General features: G+C 72.5%; 15 protein-coding genes and 1 pseudogene. 11 read left to right on the top strand and 5 right to left on the bottom strand.

What is annotated here, in order from left to right; genetic code table 11:
• Positions 1-112 precede the first annotated feature (112 nt).
• From WAB15_RS10070 to WAB15_RS10050, 5 genes are all read left to right on the top strand, one after another.
• Entirely contained in the window at positions 113-817 is a 705-nt protein-coding gene (locus WAB15_RS10070; RefSeq protein ID WP_407286017.1) for a transglycosylase family protein, read from the top strand.
• Between the two features lie 157 nt (positions 818-974).
• Complete coding sequence (locus tag WAB15_RS10065) at positions 975-2,228, top strand: glycosyltransferase family 4 protein (RefSeq protein WP_399144467.1); 1,254 nt, start codon at positions 975-977, stop codon at positions 2,226-2,228.
• Complete coding sequence (locus WAB15_RS10060) at positions 2,225-3,217, top strand: hypothetical protein (RefSeq protein ID WP_407286016.1); 993 nt, start codon at positions 2,225-2,227, stop codon at positions 3,215-3,217. The genes WAB15_RS10065 and WAB15_RS10060 overlap by 4 nt, the downstream gene beginning before the upstream one ends.
• A gap of 126 nt (positions 3,218-3,343) precedes the next feature.
• The gene (locus tag WAB15_RS10055; protein ID WP_399144465.1) at positions 3,344-4,357 is read left to right on the top strand and encodes a helix-turn-helix transcriptional regulator; all 1,014 of its coding nucleotides are present in this window, start codon (positions 3,344-3,346) and stop codon (positions 4,355-4,357) included.
• Between the two features lie 399 nt (positions 4,358-4,756).
• Positions 4,757-4,972 (top strand): I78 family peptidase inhibitor, encoded by a 216-nt coding sequence (locus tag WAB15_RS10050; RefSeq protein ID WP_399144464.1) that lies wholly within the window; start codon positions 4,757-4,759, stop codon positions 4,970-4,972.
• A 107-nt stretch (positions 4,973-5,079) separates the two neighbouring features.
• Here the strand turns inward: WAB15_RS10050 and WAB15_RS10045 are convergent, their stop codons facing one another.
• The gene (locus tag WAB15_RS10045; protein ID WP_399144463.1) at positions 5,080-6,117 is read right to left on the bottom strand and encodes a phosphatase PAP2 family protein; all 1,038 of its coding nucleotides are present in this window, start codon (positions 6,115-6,117) and stop codon (positions 5,080-5,082) included.
• A 286-nt stretch (positions 6,118-6,403) separates the two neighbouring features.
• Positions 6,404-7,597 (bottom strand): hypothetical protein, encoded by a 1,194-nt coding sequence (locus WAB15_RS10040; RefSeq protein WP_407286015.1) that lies wholly within the window; start codon positions 7,595-7,597, stop codon positions 6,404-6,406.
• Between the two features lie 210 nt (positions 7,598-7,807).
• Between WAB15_RS10040 and WAB15_RS10035 the strand changes: the two genes are divergently transcribed.
• Together WAB15_RS10035 and WAB15_RS10030 are read left to right on the top strand one after the other, a co-directional pair.
• Entirely contained in the window at positions 7,808-9,451 is a 1,644-nt protein-coding gene (locus tag WAB15_RS10035; protein ID WP_399144461.1) for an MFS transporter, read from the top strand.
• A 132-nt stretch (positions 9,452-9,583) separates the two neighbouring features.
• On the top strand, positions 9,584-10,789 hold the full coding sequence (locus tag WAB15_RS10030) for an acyl-CoA dehydrogenase family protein (protein WP_407286014.1): 1,206 nt from the start codon (positions 9,584-9,586) through the stop codon (positions 10,787-10,789).
• 13 nt (positions 10,790-10,802) lie between these two features.
• Here the strand turns inward: WAB15_RS10030 and WAB15_RS10025 are convergent, their stop codons facing one another.
• Positions 10,803-11,255, bottom strand: a complete 453-nt coding sequence (locus WAB15_RS10025) for a cell division protein SepF (RefSeq protein ID WP_399144459.1) — start codon at positions 11,253-11,255, stop codon at positions 10,803-10,805.
• Positions 11,256-11,501: 246 nt separating this feature from the next.
• Positions 11,502-11,741: pseudogene (locus WAB15_RS10020) on the bottom strand (ABC transporter substrate-binding protein); the annotation flags it as partial.
• A 163-nt stretch (positions 11,742-11,904) separates the two neighbouring features.
• Between WAB15_RS10020 and WAB15_RS10015 the strand changes: the two are divergent.
• From WAB15_RS10015 to WAB15_RS10000, 4 genes are all read left to right on the top strand, one after another.
• Positions 11,905-12,690: a DUF1684 domain-containing protein gene (locus WAB15_RS10015; RefSeq protein ID WP_407286013.1), complete on the top strand. Its 786-nt coding sequence runs from the start codon at positions 11,905-11,907 to the stop codon at positions 12,688-12,690.
• Positions 12,691-12,956: 266 nt separating this feature from the next.
• Positions 12,957-13,865: a S1 family peptidase gene (locus WAB15_RS10010; protein ID WP_407286012.1), complete on the top strand. Its 909-nt coding sequence runs from the start codon at positions 12,957-12,959 to the stop codon at positions 13,863-13,865.
• Positions 13,866-14,059: 194 nt separating this feature from the next.
• Complete coding sequence (locus tag WAB15_RS10005) at positions 14,060-15,001, top strand: slipin family protein (protein WP_399144456.1); 942 nt, start codon at positions 14,060-14,062, stop codon at positions 14,999-15,001.
• A 434-nt stretch (positions 15,002-15,435) separates the two neighbouring features.
• On the top strand, positions 15,436-16,464 hold the full coding sequence (locus tag WAB15_RS10000; RefSeq protein WP_407286011.1) for a S1 family peptidase: 1,029 nt from the start codon (positions 15,436-15,438) through the stop codon (positions 16,462-16,464).
• A 118-nt stretch (positions 16,465-16,582) separates the two neighbouring features.
• Here the strand turns inward: WAB15_RS10000 and WAB15_RS09995 are convergent, their stop codons facing one another.
• Entirely contained in the window at positions 16,583-17,023 is a 441-nt protein-coding gene (locus tag WAB15_RS09995; protein WP_399144454.1) for a subtilase-type protease inhibitor, read from the bottom strand.
• Between the last annotated feature and the right edge of the window lie 15 nt (positions 17,024-17,038).

Genomic DNA, 17,038 nt, shown 5'->3' with positions numbered 1-17,038 from the left:
GCGTAGAACGTGGCGCAGTTGGCGGCGTTTTGTACACCGGAGCGGGTGGGACCGGCGCGTGGAGGGCGCGGCGCGCGGGTCGGCGGCGGACGGCTGCTTACCGTCACCGGCTATGTCGGACAACTCTTCGGCGCCGCGGCGCCGCGCGGGATCCGCCGGGCTGCTCCCCGCGGTGGCCGCGGTCCTGGTCCTGTGCCTCCCCGGTGGCGCCGCCGCCGGCGCGGGGCCGGACGGCGGCGACGGTGGTGGCGGTGACGGCGGCGGTGGCCGCGGTGGCGCGAAGAAACGTCACGCCTGCGCCGACGACCAGTGGCCCTGGGGCTGCCTCGCCGAGTGCGAGAGCAGCGGCGACTGGCGCACCAACACCGGCAACGGCTACTACGGCGGACTGCAGTTCTGGCAGCCCACCTGGGAGTCGTTCGGCGGCCTCCGCTACGCGTCGCGGGCCGACCTCGCCACCCGCGACGAGCAGATCCACATCGCCAAGAAGGTGCAGGCCGCCCAGGGCTGGGGCGCCTGGCCCGTGTGCGCCAGGCGCTACGGCCTGATCGCCAAGGGCCGTACCTACGTGGTGCGGCGCGGGGACACGCTGGGCGAGATCGCCCGCACCCACCACGTCAAGGGCGGCTGGCGGGCGCTCTACAAGGCCAACAAGCCGCTCGTGGGCGGCAACCCGAACCGGTTGCGGGTCGGTACCAAGCTGCTGCTTCCCGGACCGGCCGCCCCCGGGCGCAAGAGGGAGCACCAGCATGCGGCCTCGGAGGAGGGATGGGAATTGTGGCCCGAAGGTTCCCTGCTCCCGCTACCGATGCCCTAACTTTTTCGGAACATCTTGGCGAAAGCACCCAACCGGGAACCCCGTTTCGCGGTCTTCCCCTGCAGTGAACAGGACGCGTCGTGCCATCGGGAGGGGAGCACGACGCCGTCCGCGGGCAGCGCGGGAACGACCGGAAGACCAGGGGACACGGGGACGGATGCACATCTCATTCCTGATTCACAACGCGTACGGGATAGGGGGGACGATCCGCACGACGTTCAATCTGGCCCGCACGCTGGCCGAGCGGCACGACGTCGAGATCGTCTCCGCGCTGCGCCACCGCGACGCCCCGGTCTTCGACCTCGGTCCCCGCGTCGAACTGCGGCATCTCGTGGACATCAGGGAGTCCGGCCCGGACGGCGCCGACCCCGCGCACGCCCGTCCCGCCAGGGTCTTCCCGGCCGCCGAGGGCCGCTTCGCCCAGTACAGCGAGCTCACCGACCACCGGATCGCCCAGCATCTGCGGCGCACCGAGGCGGATGTGGTGGTCGGGACCCGGCCCGGACTCAATGTGCACATCGCCCGGCAGACGCGCCGGGGGCCGGTCCGCATCGGCCAGGAGCATCTGACCCTGGACACCCACAGCCGGGCGCTCAAGCTGGCGCTGCGCGGCGCCTATCCGCGCCTGGACGCGGTCACCACCGTCACCGAGGCCGACGCCCGGGCCTACCGCAGCAGGCTGCGGCTGCCCGGAGTGCGCATCGAGGCGGTGCCCAACAGCGTGCCCGCGCCCGCCCTCGCGCCCTGCGACGGCAGTGGCAAGTGGGTGGTCGCGGCCGGCCGGCTCGCCCGGGTCAAGCGCTACGACGTCCTCATCCGGGCCTTCGCGCAGGTCGCCGCGGAGCGCCCCGACTGGCGGCTGCGGATATACGGCGGCGGGACCGAGAAGGCCGCGCTGCGGGCCCTGATAGACGAACTCGGCCTGTACAACCACGTCTTCCTGATGGGCCCGGCCAACCCCCTGGAGCCCGAGTGGGCCAAGGGCTCGATCGCCGCGGTCTCCTCCAGTCTGGAGTCCTTCGGGATGACGATCGTCGAGGCGATGCGGTGCGGTCTGCCGGTCGTGGCCACGGACTGCCCGCACGGGCCCGGCGAGATCATCGCCGATGGGGTGGACGGCAAGCTGGTGCCGGTCGGCGATCCGCAGGCGATGGCCGGCTCGCTGCTCTCGCTGATCAACGACGACGACGCCCGCAAGCGCATGGGCCGCGCCGCGCTGGCCGCGTCCGCCCGCTTCGACCCCGACCGGGTCGCCGGGCGCTATGAGGCCCTCTTCGACGAGCTGCTGGCGTGCCGACGGGGCAACCGGCTGCGCGGCGGGCTGCACCGTGCCCGGGGCGCGCTGCTCAGCGGCGCCTACGCCACCAAGGACGCGGCCCGCGCCGCTCTGGGAGGGGTGCGGACGGCATGACCGGGTCGAGCCAGTTGACCGCGACCGGAGACGAGACGAAGGAGTCGGCCGCCATCGATCAGGAACCCACGGCCTCGGCGGGCGCGGGCCGCGAAGGCGGCGAGCGGCGGTCCGCCGCGCCGCGGGGGCGGGCCGGCGGCGCGAGCGCGCCCGGCGAACTGCGGGCGGACTGCATCGCCGACTCCGCGGGCGGCCTCACTTTCGACCTGACCGCCCCCGAGGGCACACCGGCAGCCTGGAGCGCGGCGCTGGTGCTGCGGCTGCGGGGCGGCGACGGGGCGGACGACGAGGTGCGGCTGCCGCTCGGCCCGAACGGCGCCGGCCGGCTGCGCGCCGTGCTGCCCAGCACCGTCGCCCTCGCCGAGGGCCGCTGGAACGCCTATGCGGACCTGGGCGACGGCCTGGATCCCCGGCGGCTGCTGCCGGGCGTCAACGACCTGCGCTCGCTGGTGGACCGCCGTCCGCTGGCGGGCATCGGCCGGCTCGGCGTACGGATCCCGTACGCGACCAAGTACGGCAACCTCGCGCTGCGCAGCTGGCTGCGCGGGCCGCACGCCGAGGCCGGCGACATCCTCGTGGGGCCCGACGGTATGACGGTCTCCGGCCGGCTCTACGGAGCCGTCCCGGCCGCCGGCGCCCAGGCCGAGGCCCGCGCCCGACGGATACCCGGGCGGCCGGGCGACGTCCCGTGCGCCGTCACCGCCCCGCTGGCCGTCGACGGCCCGGAGTTCACCTTCACGCTGCCCTACGAGGAACTGGCCGGCCACTGGGAGCAGGGCAGCGAGCCCTGGGACCTGTGGCTGCGCCCCGCCGACGGCGCCCGGCCGGTCCGGATCGCCCGCCTGCTGGACGATGTCGCGGACAAGAAGCAGGTCTTCAGCTACCCGGCGCTGCCGGTGGACTGCGCGGCCGGCCAGGTCAGGGTCGGCCCGTATTACACACTCGACAACGACCTGGCCGTACGGGTCGCCGGACCGGACGGGAGCTGACGGGGCGTCCGCCGCGGCGGACGGCCCCCGCGCCGGCCGGTCCTCGTATCGGCCGGTCTCGTATCGGACGGTCCGGTATCGGGATTGAGGACCGCCGCTGTCCGCGAACACTGCGAGACTTCGGGCATGTTGGAGACCTCGGCACGTCTGCTCCGCCTGCTCTCCCTGCTGCAGGCCCACCGGGAGTGGTCCGGCGCGGACCTCGCCGCCCGGCTCGACGTCACCCCGCGCACGGTGCGCCGGGACATCGACCGGCTGCGCGAGCTGGGCTACCCCGTCCACTCCGCGCCCGGGACGGCCGGCGGCTACCGGCTCGGCGCCGGCGCCGAACTCCCCCCGCTGCTGCTGGACGACGAGGAGGCGGTGGCGGTCGCCGTCGGGCTGCGCACCGCGGCTGCCGGCGGCGTCGAGGGCATCGAGGAGACCTCCGTACGGGCGCTGGCGAAGCTGGAGCAGGTACTGCCGCACCGGCTGCAGCGCCGGGTCGGCGCGCTGAACGCCTTCACCGTCCCGATGCTCGGCGGCCGCGGCCCCCGGGTGGACCCGAACGTCCTCACCGAGCTCGCGCACGCCTGCCGCGACTCCCAGCGGCTGCGGTTCGCGTACGAGGCGCACGACGGCACGGTCACCCGCCGCACCGTCGAACCGCACCGCCTGGTCTGCGCCCAGCGCCGCTGGTACCTCGTCGCCTGGGACACCGACCGCGGCGACTGGCGCACCTACCGGGCCGACCGGATCACCCTCACCCCGCCGCACGGCCCCCGCGTTCCGCCCCGCACCCCGCCGGCCGAGGATCTCGCCGGGTACGTCTCGCAGGGCGTCTCCACTCGCGTGTACCCCGAGCGGGCCACCGTGCTGCTGCACGCCTCGGCGGAGCAGGCCGCGGCGCGCATCAGCCCGTCCGCCGGGGTGCTGGAGGCGGTCGACGCGCACCGCTGCCTGCTGCGCACCGGGGCGCACAGCCTGGAGGCGATGGTGGTCCACCTCGTCCTGACCGGATTCGACTTCGAGGTCCGTGAGCCGCCGGAGCTGCTGGCCGGCATCCGGGAGATCAGGGACCGGCTCTCCCGGGCGCTGGCAGCGGGGCCGCCCGCCGCTCTGCGGCCGGGCGGTGCGGATCCGGAGTCCGAGGGCCGGTAGCCGGACGGGCGGATGCCGGGGGAGCGGCGGCGGCCGGCGCCCCGGGCGATGTGCGGGAAATGTGTGCGGAATGTGTCTCGTCGGTCGATTTTCGGACGGTCGATAAACAGTGTCGGGCAAAGGGAATCCGCCGTTGCCGGCGGGTTGATTTCCGAACCGGTGTGCGTCGCGTCGCCCGCCGCGGAGGGGTTCGTTCCGTATTTGATCAAGGTGGAATTGGGGCGGTTTTATATTCCACCCGGTTGCCCCATCGCGCGGCGCGTACGGGTGACGGAAGTTCCGGCAAACGCCCGAACGTATGCTGTGACACAAGTGTGACCATCGACGGACCGGAAAGACACCGAGGTGTGCGACGACCGGGCCTTCCGCGGGCCGGAACGGGCGCCTACGGTGGCTGACATGTCTGATCTACCGAACCTTCCGCACAACCCGCAGGACGACATCGGGACGTATGTCGGCCTCGACCGGCAGGACGCCGAGGAGCGGGCCAGGGCGCGCGGCTGGACCACCGTCCGCTCGCTGCCGCCGGGCGCGATCATCACCATGGAGTACCTCGCCGGCCGGCTCAACTTCGAGGTCGAGAACGGCACGGTGCACCGCAGCTGGCAGGGCTGAGCCCGCCGCGTGGACGACCAAGGCCCCGGCCGCTCCAGGGGGAGCGGCCGGGGCCTTGGCTGCGGGGTGGGGGTGTGTGCGTACCGTCCCCGCGGTCGGTGGGGCGGTCAGCCGCCCGAGTTGCGGCCGCGCCCGGACGTCGGGCTCAGCGGCGTGGTGCGCGGGACGCGGTCCGCGTGCGGCGGCCGCCGGCTGCCGCCGGCCGGGGTGACCGGGGTGCGCTCCGAGCGGATGGTGTACGGGCGCGACGGGTGGTGCGGCCAGCTGTCCGGGGCGTGGCCGGCGGAGCGGCCGCCCGTCCCGGCGCCGATCGTCTCGCGTACGAGCACCTCGCCGTCGGGGGCGATGCGCTGCCGGGAGACTCCCGGGGCCAGCGAACCGGCCGGCAGCGGGCCGCGCAGCGAATCGGGGCGCAGCCGCAGCCACAGCCGCAGCAGGATGCCCATGAGGCGGTCCTCGACCCACGTGACGCCGGGCTCCAGCCAGGGCATCGCCAGCAGCACCAGCAGCCCCGCGGCCCAGCCCAGCAGCACATCACTGACCCAGTGCGTACCGAGGTAGACGGTCGTCATGCCGACGCCCAGCGCGCCCAGCGCGGCGATCACCGACAGCGTGCGGCGGCGCAGCGGGGTGGTCGCCAGGTAGGCGAGCACGCCCCAGGTGACCACGGCGTTCGCGGTGTGGCCCGAGGGGAATATGTCGCCGCCCAGCCACATCTCGTTGGCGCCGACGGTCGTCGCGTAGTGCGGGCCGAGCCGGCTCATGCCGAGCTTGGCGGCGCCCACGGTGATGTTGAGCAGCAGCAGGGAGGCGCCGAGCACCAGCAGCGGGTGGAGGTTGCGCTGACGCCAGCAGCGCCAGCCCAGCCAGGCGGCCACCGCCACCGCGGTCGGTCCGCGCTGCCCCAGGACGACGAAGTAGTCGAGGAAGGCATGGATGTCGGGCCATTGCTTGTACGGCCTGAAGAACATGACTTGCCAGTCGAAGGTGACCAGCCATGAAGTGGTCAGCACCCCGGCCACGATCGCCGCGTACACCGCCAGTGTTCCGCCGAACAGCCATAGGCGGGTCCGGGTCATCTGCGGTGGCCGGGCGCGATCGGTGGGGCGCTCCTCCATCTGGTCGAGCTTCTCATCGGTACGCACTCAATCGACGTTACCGCGTGTGATGTAGCCGCTTGGTCAAACTGTGCGCTTTGTAATGACGATGTGATGTGGAATGCGTCTCAAACGAGGCTTCGCCTCGGGGTTTTGGATGAGAATTCACGGCGATTCTCAATCCCTTCCGGACACTCTCGTGTCGTCGCGCTCAACGCCTTATCTGCTTTTCTCCCGCGGAGTTTATCCGTCATTTGCCCGGGCGCCGCGTGATGTTTCCCCCGGGGCGCCGGGCACGGAGCGGGATCTTCCGGTCGGCGTGACCGGAAGATGATCACGGGGGGCCCGAGCCGTTCAGCCAGAACGCCCCGTAGACCGCGGAGCCCACCGCCACCAGCCCGATGACCAGCCGGCGCGGCGCCGGGCGCCAGTGCGCGAGCCCCGCCGCCAGCGGCAGCAGCAGCGGATAGGCCGGCATCATCAGCCGCGGCTTGGAGCCGAAGTAGCCCTTGGCGGTCAGCGCGAGCAGCAGCACCGTTCCGCCGTAGACCGCCAGCGGCAGCGGCTGGCCCCGTCGTACGCCGCGCACGTACAGCCAGACCAGCAGGCCGACGCCGACGACCAGTCCGAGGCCGGCCGCGAACCCGGGCCCCGACAGCAGGTCCGCCACGAAGGCGCCGAACGCGACACCGCCGTCGAAGCCGTTGCCCCAGCCGCCCTGGACGTCCAGATAGCCGGTGGCCGAGCCCTGCCGCACGCCCACCCACACGAAGTAGCCGCACCAGCCGAGCGGCGCCAGCAGCACGCCCGTCGGCATCCCCCGGTGCTTGCGCAGCGCCGTGCGCAGCCGCACACCGCCGGCCCGCTCCTGCCGCAGCGTGACCACCGCGGTGATCCACACGGCCGCCACCACCGCCGCGCCCACCGGCCGGGTCAGCCCGGCCAGCGACGCCAGCACCCCGGCGCACACCCAGCGCCCGGTCAGCACGCAGTACAGGCCCCAGGCCGCGAGCGCGGTGAACAGCGACTCGGAGTACGCCATCGACTGCACGATCCCGACGGGCAGTGCGGCCCACAGCGCCGCCAGCGCGATGCCGGCCCGCGGTCCGTGCAGCCGTTCGCCGGTCGCGTACAGCGCCCAGGCCGCGCCCAGCGACGCCAGCCACGCCACCGCCATCCCGGCGTCGGCCGGCGACAGCGGCGAGAGTGCCGACAGGCCCCGCTCCAGCCACGGAAGCAGCGGGAAGAAGGCCAGGTTGGAGTGGACGTCGCCGTTGGGCAGCTGGACGGCGTAGCCGTAGCCCTGCTCGGCGACGCGGGTGTACCAGAGGGAGTCCCAGCGGGCGGTCAGCAGGGTGTGCCAGTTCTTGCCGTCGGCGGCCGACCAGAGGGCCAGCACGGCCAGGCCCAGCAGCCGGATCGCCGCGTACGCCGCGAGCGCGGGGGCGGCGCGGCGCAGCGCGGCCCGTACGGCGGGGCCCTCGCGCAGTATCCGGCCGGGAACCCCGACCGAGGCAAGATCGTTCATCCGGACGATTATCCAGGTGGCCGAAGAACGTCCACCGACCGCGGGTGGGGGAACGGACGGCGCTGCGATGAGCGTCTCATCGTGAGGTGAGCCACGCGGCACCTTGGGCGACTCGCGTAGTCTGACGTCTCAACTCGCCCGTGCCGCCGGTTACCCCGGGGCGTTTTTCGCGCCCTGATCCGTGGCCGCGAGAGCATGACTGGAGGTGCTATGTCCGGGACGACCGCGTCCGGCAGTGGACGGACGGCTGGTGTTCCCCGGCTTTCAGGCGGCGGTGTGAACCGCTGGACCGTGTTGATCGTGCTGTGCGTCAGTCTGCTCTTCGTCGCGCTGGACACCACGATCCTCTACGTGGCCGTGCCCTCCGTCACCGAGGACCTGCGGCCCGGACCGGTCGAGCTGCTGTGGATCGTGGATGTCTATCCGCTGATCGCGGCCTCGCTGCTGATCCTCTTCGGCACCCTCGGCGATCGCGTCGGCCGCCGCCGCGTCCTCCTGCTCGGCTACGGCCTCTTCGGCCTGGCCTCGGCCGCCGCGGCGCTCGCGCCCAACCCGCAGATCCTCATGGTGGCCCGCGCCCTGCTCGGCATCGGCGGCGCGATGATCATGCCCGCGACGCTGTCGATCCTGCGGCAGGTCTTCCCCGACCGGCGCGAGCGCGCGGTCGCCATCGGCGTCTGGAGCGCGGTGGCCGCGGTCGGCGCCGCGGTCGGCCCGGTCCTGGGCGGCTTCCTCGTCGAGAACTTCTGGTGGGGCTCGGTCTTCCTCATCAACATCCCGATGATGGCCGCGATGCTGCTGATAGGCCGGTGGCTGCTGCCGGAGTCGCGCGGCGAGCGCAACGGCCCCTGGGACGTGATCGGCGCGGTCATCGCGGCGCTCGGCGTGCTGGGCATCGTCCTGGGCGTCAAGCGGATCGGCAGCGGTATGGCCGTGGTGGGCCCGACCACGCTGCTGCCCATCGCCCTCGGCACCCTGCTGTTGATCCTCTTCGTACGGCGCCAGCGTCGGCGCGCGCACCCGCTGATCGATATGCGGCTGTTCACCCGACCCGCGTTCGGCACCTCCGTCGGCTGCATCGTGCTGGCCATGCTCGCGCTGGTCGGCCTGCAGCTGATCGCCGTCCAGTACCTCCAGCTGGTGCTGGGCCTCAGCCCCCTGGAGACCGGGCTGCGGATGCTGCCGCTGGTCTTCGCCGCGATGGCCGCCGGCCTCACCGGCTCGAAGATGCTGCAGGCCCTCGGCCCGCGGGCGATGGTCTCGCTCGGCTTCGTGATGACCGCCGTCGCGGTGCTGTGCCTGACGGCGATGAGCAGCCAGGACCGCCCCTGGCTCCTGGCCTGCGGCTTCATCCTGCTCGGCTTCGGTTTCCAGTCCACGCTGTTCGGGGCGTACGAGTCGATGCTCAGCGAGGCCCCCGCGGAGCAGTCCGGCGGCGCCGCCGCCATCGGCGAGACCTCCTACCAGCTCGGCGCCGGCATCGGTGTCGCCCTGCTCGGCAGCGTGATGAACGCCGCCTACGCCCCGGGGCTGGCACATGTCGACGGCGTCCCCGGCAAGGCCTCCGCCTCGGCGGCGCACTCCCTGGGCGAGGCCTACAAGGTGGCCGCGGGCCTGGGCGGAGCCGCCCGGGACGCGCTGCGCGAGGCCGCCCGTGAGTCCTTCGTGCGCGGGCTGCACGTCACCCTCATCGCCAGCGCGCTGCTGCTGCTGGTCGGCGCCGCGATCGCGCTGCGGCTGCCGCGCCGGGCCGCGGAGTCCACGGAGCGGGCGGAGACCGAGGGCGAGGCCACCCAGGGCGAGGGCGCCGTGTCGGGCGCCGGCGAGCCGGCCCCGGCGAGGTCCGGCAGCTGAATCCGCGTGGCCCCGGCCGCGCCGCGCGGCGGTGACCCTTGCCGCGCGGCACCCCGGGCCGTACCGTCGGACGCGCAATAACTACCACTGCTAGTTTTTCGCGCGAGCGCTGAAACCCGCCGGAGGCCCGCCATGTCCGCACAGCCGTCCGCACAGTCTTCGACGGTCCCGCCGTTCGACCCCGGCGACCCCCTGGGCATCGACGATCTGCTCACCGACGAGGACCGCGCGGTCCGCGACACCGTCCGCCGGTGGGCCGCCGACCGCGTCCTGCCGCATATCGCCCAGTGGTACGAGGCGGGCGAGCTGCCCGGCATCCGCGAACTGGCCCGCGAACTCGGCTCGATCGGCGCGCTGGGCATGTCCCTGAAGGGCTACGGCTGCGCCGGAGCCTCCGCCGTCCAGTACGGACTGGCCTGCCTGGAGCTGGAGGCCGCGGACTCCGGCATCCGCTCGCTGGTCTCCGTCCAGGGCTCGCTGGCCATGTACGCCATCTGGCGCTTCGGCTCCGAGGAGCAGAAGCAGCAGTGGCTGCCCCGGATGGCCTCCGGCGAGGTGATCGGTTGCTTCGGCCTGACCGAACCGGACCACGGTTCCGACCCGGCGGGGATGCGGACGTACGCCAAGCGCGCGGGCACGGACTGGGTGCTCAACGGGCGCAAGATGTGGATCACCAACGGCTCGGTGGCCGGTGTCGCGGTCGTCTGGGCCGGGACCGACGAGGGCATCCGCGGCTTTGTGGTCCCGGCCGGCACCCCAGGCTTCTCCACCCCCGAGATCAAGCACAAGTGGTCCCTGCGCGCCTCGGTGACCAGCGAACTCGTCCTGGACGACGTACGGCTGCCGGCCGATGCGGTGCTCCCCGAGGTCACCGGCCTGCGCGGCCCGCTCGGCTGCCTCAGCCACGCCCGCTACGGCATCGTGTGGGGCTCCATGGGCGCCGCGCGCGCCAGTTTCGAGGCGGCGCTGGACTATGCGAAGGTCCGGGAGCAGTTCGGCAAGCCCATCGGCGGCTTCCAGCTCACCCAGGCCAAGCTCGCCGACATGGCCGTCGAGCTGCACAAGGGGATCCTGCTGGCCCACCACCTGGGGCTGCGGATGGACGCGGGGCGGCTGCGCCCCGAGCAGATCAGCTTCGGCAAGCTGAACAACGTACGGGAGGCGATCGAGATCTGCCGCACGGCGCGCACGATCCTCGGCGCCAACGGCATCTCGCTGGAGTACCCCGTCATGCGGCACGCGACCAACCTCGAATCGGTGCTCACCTACGAGGGCACCGTCGAGATGCACCAGCTGGTGCTGGGCAAGGCGCTCACCGGCCTGGACGCCTTCCGGTGAGCGGCCTCGCCCGCTAACTCTGGTTGAAGAATCCGCCGTTGCGGTGGTCGTGGGCCTCGCCGCTGAGCACCCTGTAGTCGGCGGGGGTGAGCAGGAAGACCCGGGTGGCGACCCGCTCGATCGAGCCGCGCAGGCCGAAGGTCAGGCCGGCCGCGAAGTCGACCACGCGCTTGGCGTCGGCGGGCTCCATGGACGTCAGATTGACGATCACCGGGACGCCGTCCCGGAAGAGCTCGCCGATCCCGCGGGCGTCCCGGAAGCTCTCCGGCGTGACCGTGGCGATGCGGGTGCCCTGGTCCTGGGCGGTCGCGTCGGCCACCCGGACCCGGGGGTCGGTCACCCAGGGGTTGCTGCCGCCCGAGTCACCGGCTTGGGGTCCCTCGGCGTAGTCGTCGTCGTAGTAGCGCTCGTCATCATTGTCGTCGACGAGGCCAAGCCAGGCACTCGCCTTGCGCACCGATCCCATTGACGCCTCCTCTCACCCGCGGTGTCTGCGTGTCCGCCCCTATCGTCGTCCATGAGGCGGAGGGTGTGCCAAGTGGATAGCCGCCGCACGGGGGGTTCGTGACACATCTGGTGCAAAGAGGGTGGCGCGCCATCAGCTTCCGCGCCCCGTACGGGAACTGACAGTATGAAGAACATCACGGTCGGTACCCGATCGAGTGATACCGAATGGTGTCGGCAATTGGCCGGTGCGCGAGAGGCGCCCGATTCACTTGATCTCCGGCGGGCTGATCTGCGACGTCGCGATCGCCGAGGGGCCGGTGCCCCACTTCTTCAGGATCCGGTCGTAGGTGCCGTCCTTGCGCAGCCGGTTGACCGCGGCCTGGAAGGCGGGCGCCAGCGGCGTGCCCTTCTTGAACACGAAGCCCACGTCGAGCCGCTTGAACGCATTGAGGAACCGCAGGCCCGGCTGCTGCCCGACGGCGTAGCGCAGCCCGTTGACGGTGCTCCTTGCACCAAGTCCTTTCTCGCCAAGGTCCTTTGAGCGTGAGGAGCGCTGCGATGCACCGCCGACACCCGAGAACCCCGCGGATCGACCCGCCCCAGGGCCGCCTGCCGGCCGGCGCCCGGTGCGCTCGCCGGGCGCCCGACCTGTGGAAGGGTGGGCGGCCATGAGCACCCACGCACCCCAGGAGTGGCGGGACTGGCACGCCCGGCGCGTCGCCACCGTCTCCGGCCCCTACGGCCCGCTCACCCTGACCGGGACGCACTGGCCGGCCGACCACCCCGGCGGCCGGATCGAGGGCCTGCCGGGCGTCTGGACCGAGCGGGGCGACGGGATCGTGCTGCGGGCCGCGGCCGGGGACGGTCTGACCGTCGACGGCGAGCCGGCGGACGGCGAGTTCCACCTGGGCCAGGACGGCGACCCCACCGCCACCCGCGTGGCGGTGGGCGAGCGGCATCTGCTGGTGCTGCGGCGCGAGGACCGCTGGGCGGTGCGCGACTACGATCCGGACGCGGCCGCCCGCCGTGCCTTCGCCGGGATCGAGGTCTACGAGTACGACGAGCGCTGGGTGCTGCCGGGCCTGTTCCGCCCGTACGCACAGGGCCGCACGGTCCGGGTGCCGCACGCCGACGGACAGCGGCGCGGCCTCGGTCTCGCCGGTGAACTCGCCTTCACCGTGGCGGGGGACGAGCACACCCTGGAGGTCGCGGTCGAGGGCGACGGCTCCCTGTGGGCGGTGCTCGCCGACGACACCAGCGGCACCGACAGTTACCGCTTCCGCTTTCTGCGGCCGCCCGCCCCTGCCGAGGACGGCACCGTCACCGTCGACTTCAACCGCACCCTGCTGCCGCCGTGCGCGTTCGCCGACCACTTCCTGTGCCCCTTCCCGCCGCCCGGCAACACCCTGCCGATCGCGCTGCGCGCGGGGGAGCGGAACCGAATCGTCCACTGATTCGTCCCATCGCCCGACCGAGGGGGTCAGCACCGCCCCGGCAGCCGTCAACGAGGCTGCCGGGGCGGAGTGTTGGGGCGGCGGTACGGCGGACGGCCGGCGAGACATTCGTGACGCCCTCTTGCGCGGCGGGGGCGGGGCGCCCGAAACTCCGCTCAGCGCTTGTCAGGGGCACGCTGAAAAATCGTGCGGATTACCGCGTGCCCTTCGGCTGCGCCTCACCGGGCCGCTCACCCGCGGCCCCCCGATCCCCCTCGGAGGAATCAGTGAGGAACGAGCGCACCACCCCCCGCAGCGGCGTAGCGAGACGCACCCGGCTGATCGCCGTGGCGTCCGGACTGGTGGCCGTCGGAGCCATCGCCATCCCGACCGCCAACGCCCAGGACCCCGCCCCCGCCCGGACGTTCAGCGCCGCCCAACTCACGGCCGCCGGCAACGCGGTACGCACCGCGGACGTCGCCGGCACCGCCTGGCGGGTCGACAGTGCGACCCACACGCTGGTCGTCACCGCCGACCGCACCGTCTCCCAGGCCGAGATCGCCAGAATCGAGCGGGCCGCGGGCGGCAACGCCGCGGCGGTCCGCATCGACCGGATCGCGGGCACCTTCCGCAAGTTCGTCTCCGGCGGCGACGCCATCTACGCCCCCAGCTGGCGCTGCTCGCTGGGCTTCAACGTCCGCAGCGGCAGCACCTACTACCTGCTGACGGCCGGTCACTGCACCGACGGCAATCCGCCGTGGTACACCAACTCCTCGCACACCACGAGCATCGGCCCGACCGCCGGTTCCAGCTTCCCGGGCAACGACTACGGCATCGTGAAGTACACCAACACCTCCGTGTCCCACCCCGGGACGGTCGGCAGCCAGGACATCACCAGCGCCGGCACCCCGAGCGTCGGCCAGACGGTCACCCGCCGCGGCTCGACCACCGGTATCCACAGCGGCAAGGTCACCGCCCTGAACGCCACCGTCAACTACGGCGGCGGCGACATCGTCTCCGGACTCATCCAGACCACCGTCTGCGCCGAACCCGGCGACAGCGGCGGCCCCCTCTACTCCGGGACCAAGGCGCTCGGCCTCACCTCCGGAGGCAGCGGCGACTGCACGTCCGGCGGCACCACCTTCTTCCAGCCCGTCACCGAGGCGCTCAGCGCGTACGGCGTGAGCGTCTACTGACGCCGACCGGCTGATATCCGCTCCTGCGCACCGCCGCGATCCCCAGGCCTGGGTCCGATGGTGCGGGGCCCCCGTCCGCCGGCGGACGGGGGCCCGACCGCGTCCGCCGCGCGCCTCGACCCCCCTCCGGGCCGGGCATACCATGGAAAGCAAGCCCGAATCGGACGGCATACGGCATACATCAGGGAGCCGTGATGGTCGAAGAACTGGTGGCGGCGGGGGTGGGGCTGGCGTGCGCCGGCGCGGTGTATTTCATGGCGGCGGCGCGCGTGGTCAAGCAGTACGAGCGCGGGGTGGTGCTCCGGCTGGGGCGGCTGGCGTCCGCGGTGCGGGAACCGGGCTTCACCATGATCGTTCCGGGCATCGACCGGATGCGTAAGGTCAATATGCAGATCGTCACGATGCCGGTGCCCGCCCAGGAGGGCATCACCCGCGACAACGTCACGGTCCGGGTCGACGCGGTGGTCTACTTCAAGGTCGTCGACGCCGCCGACGCGGTCATCCGGGTCGAGGACTACCGCTTCGCGGTCTCGCAGATGGCCCAGACCTCGCTGCGGTCGATCATCGGCAAGAGCGAACTGGACGATCTTCTGTCGAACCGGGAGAAGCTCAATCAGGGGCTGGAGCTGATGATGGACAGCCCGGCCATCGGCTGGGGAGTCACCGTCGACCGGGTGGAGATCAAGGACGTCTCGCTGCCGGAGACGATGAAGCGCTCGATGGCCCGCCAGGCGGAGGCGACCCGGGACCGGCGCGCCCGGGTGATCAACGCCGACGCCGAGCTGCAGGCCTCCAGGAAGCTGGCCGAGGCCGCCGCGGCGATGTCCGACCAGCCCGCCGCGCTGCAACTGCGGCTGCTGCAGACCGTGGTGGCGGTCGCCGCCGAGAAGAACTCCACCCTGGTCCTGCCCTTCCCCGTGGAGCTGCTGCGGTTCCTGGAGCGCTCCGGGCTGCAGGCCCAGGCGCAGACCGCGCAGGCCGAGGCGGCGGCCGAACGGGAGGGCGGGCGGCAGCCGGCCGGCGGGACGGCCCCGAAGGAGTCGCGCCCGCCCGCCGCGGACGGTGTCGGCGCCGAGGCCGACCGTGTGCTGTCGGCGCGGCTGGAGGAGCTTCCGGAGGCGGAGGAGCTGCCGTGAGCCGTAGCGCGCGCCCGTAGGCACGCCGTCGTAGAACGGGCGGCGCCCAGGCCCCCTCTCGTGGGAGAGGGGGCTCTTTTCCGGCCAGACCTGGTCCTCACACTTCGCGCACCGCCGCGCTCCCCGCATGCCCGCTGATGTCCGCACTCAGGATCGAAGTGCGCGCATATCGGTGTGGTGACGATGTGATGAAGTCGTGAACTCTCGGATGTGAGACCGGAACTCGGTCTTGTGCGCGAGTGAGGCGGATGGGAATACTCGGCTCCGCACGTTGGCATGGACGCGACTCCCCCGAGGCGCTGCTTTGCGGGGGCGGATCCGTCCGTGTCCGAACCTCACTCTCCGGGCCCGTGCCACTCCCCACAGTCCGGGCCCTTCCCCCCACGGGAGGCTCTGAGTTGAAGCACCGACGCATACCCAACCGGCGCGCCGTCATGGCTGCCGCGGGAGCGCTCGCGCTCGCCGCCACCGCCACCGTCACCCTCGCCAACGCCAACGCGGCCCCCGCCCCCACGGTGGCCAAGCTGAGCTCCGCCGCGGCGACCACCCTGGCATCCCAGCTCAAGACCGGTACGGCCGGGGCGTTCTACGACGCCAAGGCGAAGAAGCTGGTGGTCAACGTCGTCAGCGAGGCGGCGGCCGAGACCGTCCGTGCCAAGGGCGCGCAAGCCAGACTCGTCAAGCACACGCTGGCCCAGCTCGACTCGGCCCGGCAGACGCTGAAGTCCAAGGCGACCATCCCCGGGACCTCCTGGGGCATCGACCCGCGGAGCAACAAGGTCGTGGTGACCGCCGACCGCACGGTCAAGGGCACCAAGCTGGACCGCCTCACCCAGGTCACCAAGGCCCTCGGTGACAAGGTCGAACTGCGCCACAGCAAGGGTGAGTTCAGGCCCTTCATCGGCGGTGGCGACGCGATCTGGGGCAGCGGCGCCCGCTGCTCGCTCGGCTTCAACGTCGTCAAGGACGGTCAGCCCTACTTCCTGACGGCCGGCCACTGCGGCAACGCCGTCCAGAGCTGGTCCGACAAGCAGGGCGGCTCGGAGATCGCGACCACCGAGAAGTCCAGCTTCCCCGGTGACGACTACTCGATCGCCAAGTACACGGGCGACACCCCGCACCCGAGCGAGGTCGACCTCTACAACGGCAGCACGCAGAAGATCACCAAGGCCGCGGAGGCCACCGTCGGCGAGAAGGTGCAGCGCAGCGGCAGCACCACCCAGGTGCACGACGGCACCGTCAAGGCGCTGAACGCCACCGTCAACTACCAGGAAGGCACCGTCGAGGGCCTGATCCAGACCGACGTCTGCGCCGAGCCCGGCGACAGCGGCGGCGCGCTCTTCGACGGCGAGTCCGCGCTCGGCCTCACCTCCGGCGGCAGCGGCGACTGCTCCGGCGGCGGCGAGACCTACTTCCAGCCGGTGCCGGAGGCCCTGGAGGCCTACGGCGCGCAGATCGGCTGACAGGCAGGGCGCGCCGTGCACCCGGCATGGCAGCGGCCCCCGGACACCGCTCGGTGTCCGGGGGCCGGCGCCGTCCCCGGGCACCGCCGTCCGGTGCCCGGGAGCTGGACCGCATCGGTCAGAAGACGAAGACGGAGCCACTGCCGGCGTTCATCGCACAGGAGTTGGCGAAGGTGTAGGTGTAGGACACTCGCTTGCCCTGCCACACACCGTCCGCGGTGACCACTACGGGTGCCCATTCCTTGGTGCACACCCGCCCCGACGTGGTGTTGACCACCGCGCCGAAGTCACCGGCGACCGCGCGCAGTTGGGCGCAGGCGGCCTTCGCGGTCGGGTGGCTGCCGGTCGCCACCGGCGTACAGCTGAGCGTCACCGCGCGCTGCACCGTGGCGGTCGCGCGGCTTTCGCCCTGGCCGACGGTCAGCACCAGTTCGGACGGCGCGTAGAGCCCACCGGACCGCGCGGGCTGCGCCGGGGCGGCGGCGGCCTGTGCGGTGGTGGCCAGCGTGCCGAGAACCAGCGCCGCGCCGAACGCGACCGCCCCAGTGATGTACCGCATGACGAACACTCCTTT

It is taken from the genome of Streptomyces sirii (assembly GCF_045690365.1).
Lineage (GTDB): Bacteria > Actinomycetota > Actinomycetes > Streptomycetales > Streptomycetaceae > Streptomyces > Streptomyces sirii.
This window is presented reverse-complemented; position numbering and strand designations above follow the sequence as displayed.

Coding starts and splice junctions, on each gene's coding strand:
- WAB15_RS10005 (WP_399144456.1), top strand. CDS start 14,060: ATGGTCGAAGAACTGGTGGCGGCGGGGGTGGGGCTGGCGTGCGCCGGC.
- WAB15_RS10070 (WP_407286017.1), top strand. CDS start 113: ATGTCGGACAACTCTTCGGCGCCGCGGCGCCGCGCGGGATCCGCCGGG.
- WAB15_RS10050 (WP_399144464.1), top strand. CDS start 4,757: ATGTCTGATCTACCGAACCTTCCGCACAACCCGCAGGACGACATCGGG.
- WAB15_RS10055 (WP_399144465.1), top strand. CDS start 3,344: ATGTTGGAGACCTCGGCACGTCTGCTCCGCCTGCTCTCCCTGCTGCAG.
- WAB15_RS10060 (WP_407286016.1), top strand. CDS start 2,225: ATGACCGGGTCGAGCCAGTTGACCGCGACCGGAGACGAGACGAAGGAG.
- WAB15_RS09995 (WP_399144454.1), bottom strand. CDS start 17,023: ATGCGGTACATCACTGGGGCGGTCGCGTTCGGCGCGGCGCTGGTTCTC.
- WAB15_RS10065 (WP_399144467.1), top strand. CDS start 975: ATGCACATCTCATTCCTGATTCACAACGCGTACGGGATAGGGGGGACG.
- WAB15_RS10030 (WP_407286014.1), top strand. CDS start 9,584: ATGTCCGCACAGCCGTCCGCACAGTCTTCGACGGTCCCGCCGTTCGAC.
- WAB15_RS10040 (WP_407286015.1), bottom strand. CDS start 7,597: ATGAACGATCTTGCCTCGGTCGGGGTTCCCGGCCGGATACTGCGCGAG.
- WAB15_RS10000 (WP_407286011.1), top strand. CDS start 15,436: ATGGCTGCCGCGGGAGCGCTCGCGCTCGCCGCCACCGCCACCGTCACC.
- WAB15_RS10015 (WP_407286013.1), top strand. CDS start 11,905: ATGAGCACCCACGCACCCCAGGAGTGGCGGGACTGGCACGCCCGGCGC.
- WAB15_RS10025 (WP_399144459.1), bottom strand. CDS start 11,255: ATGGGATCGGTGCGCAAGGCGAGTGCCTGGCTTGGCCTCGTCGACGAC.
- WAB15_RS10035 (WP_399144461.1), top strand. CDS start 7,808: ATGTCCGGGACGACCGCGTCCGGCAGTGGACGGACGGCTGGTGTTCCC.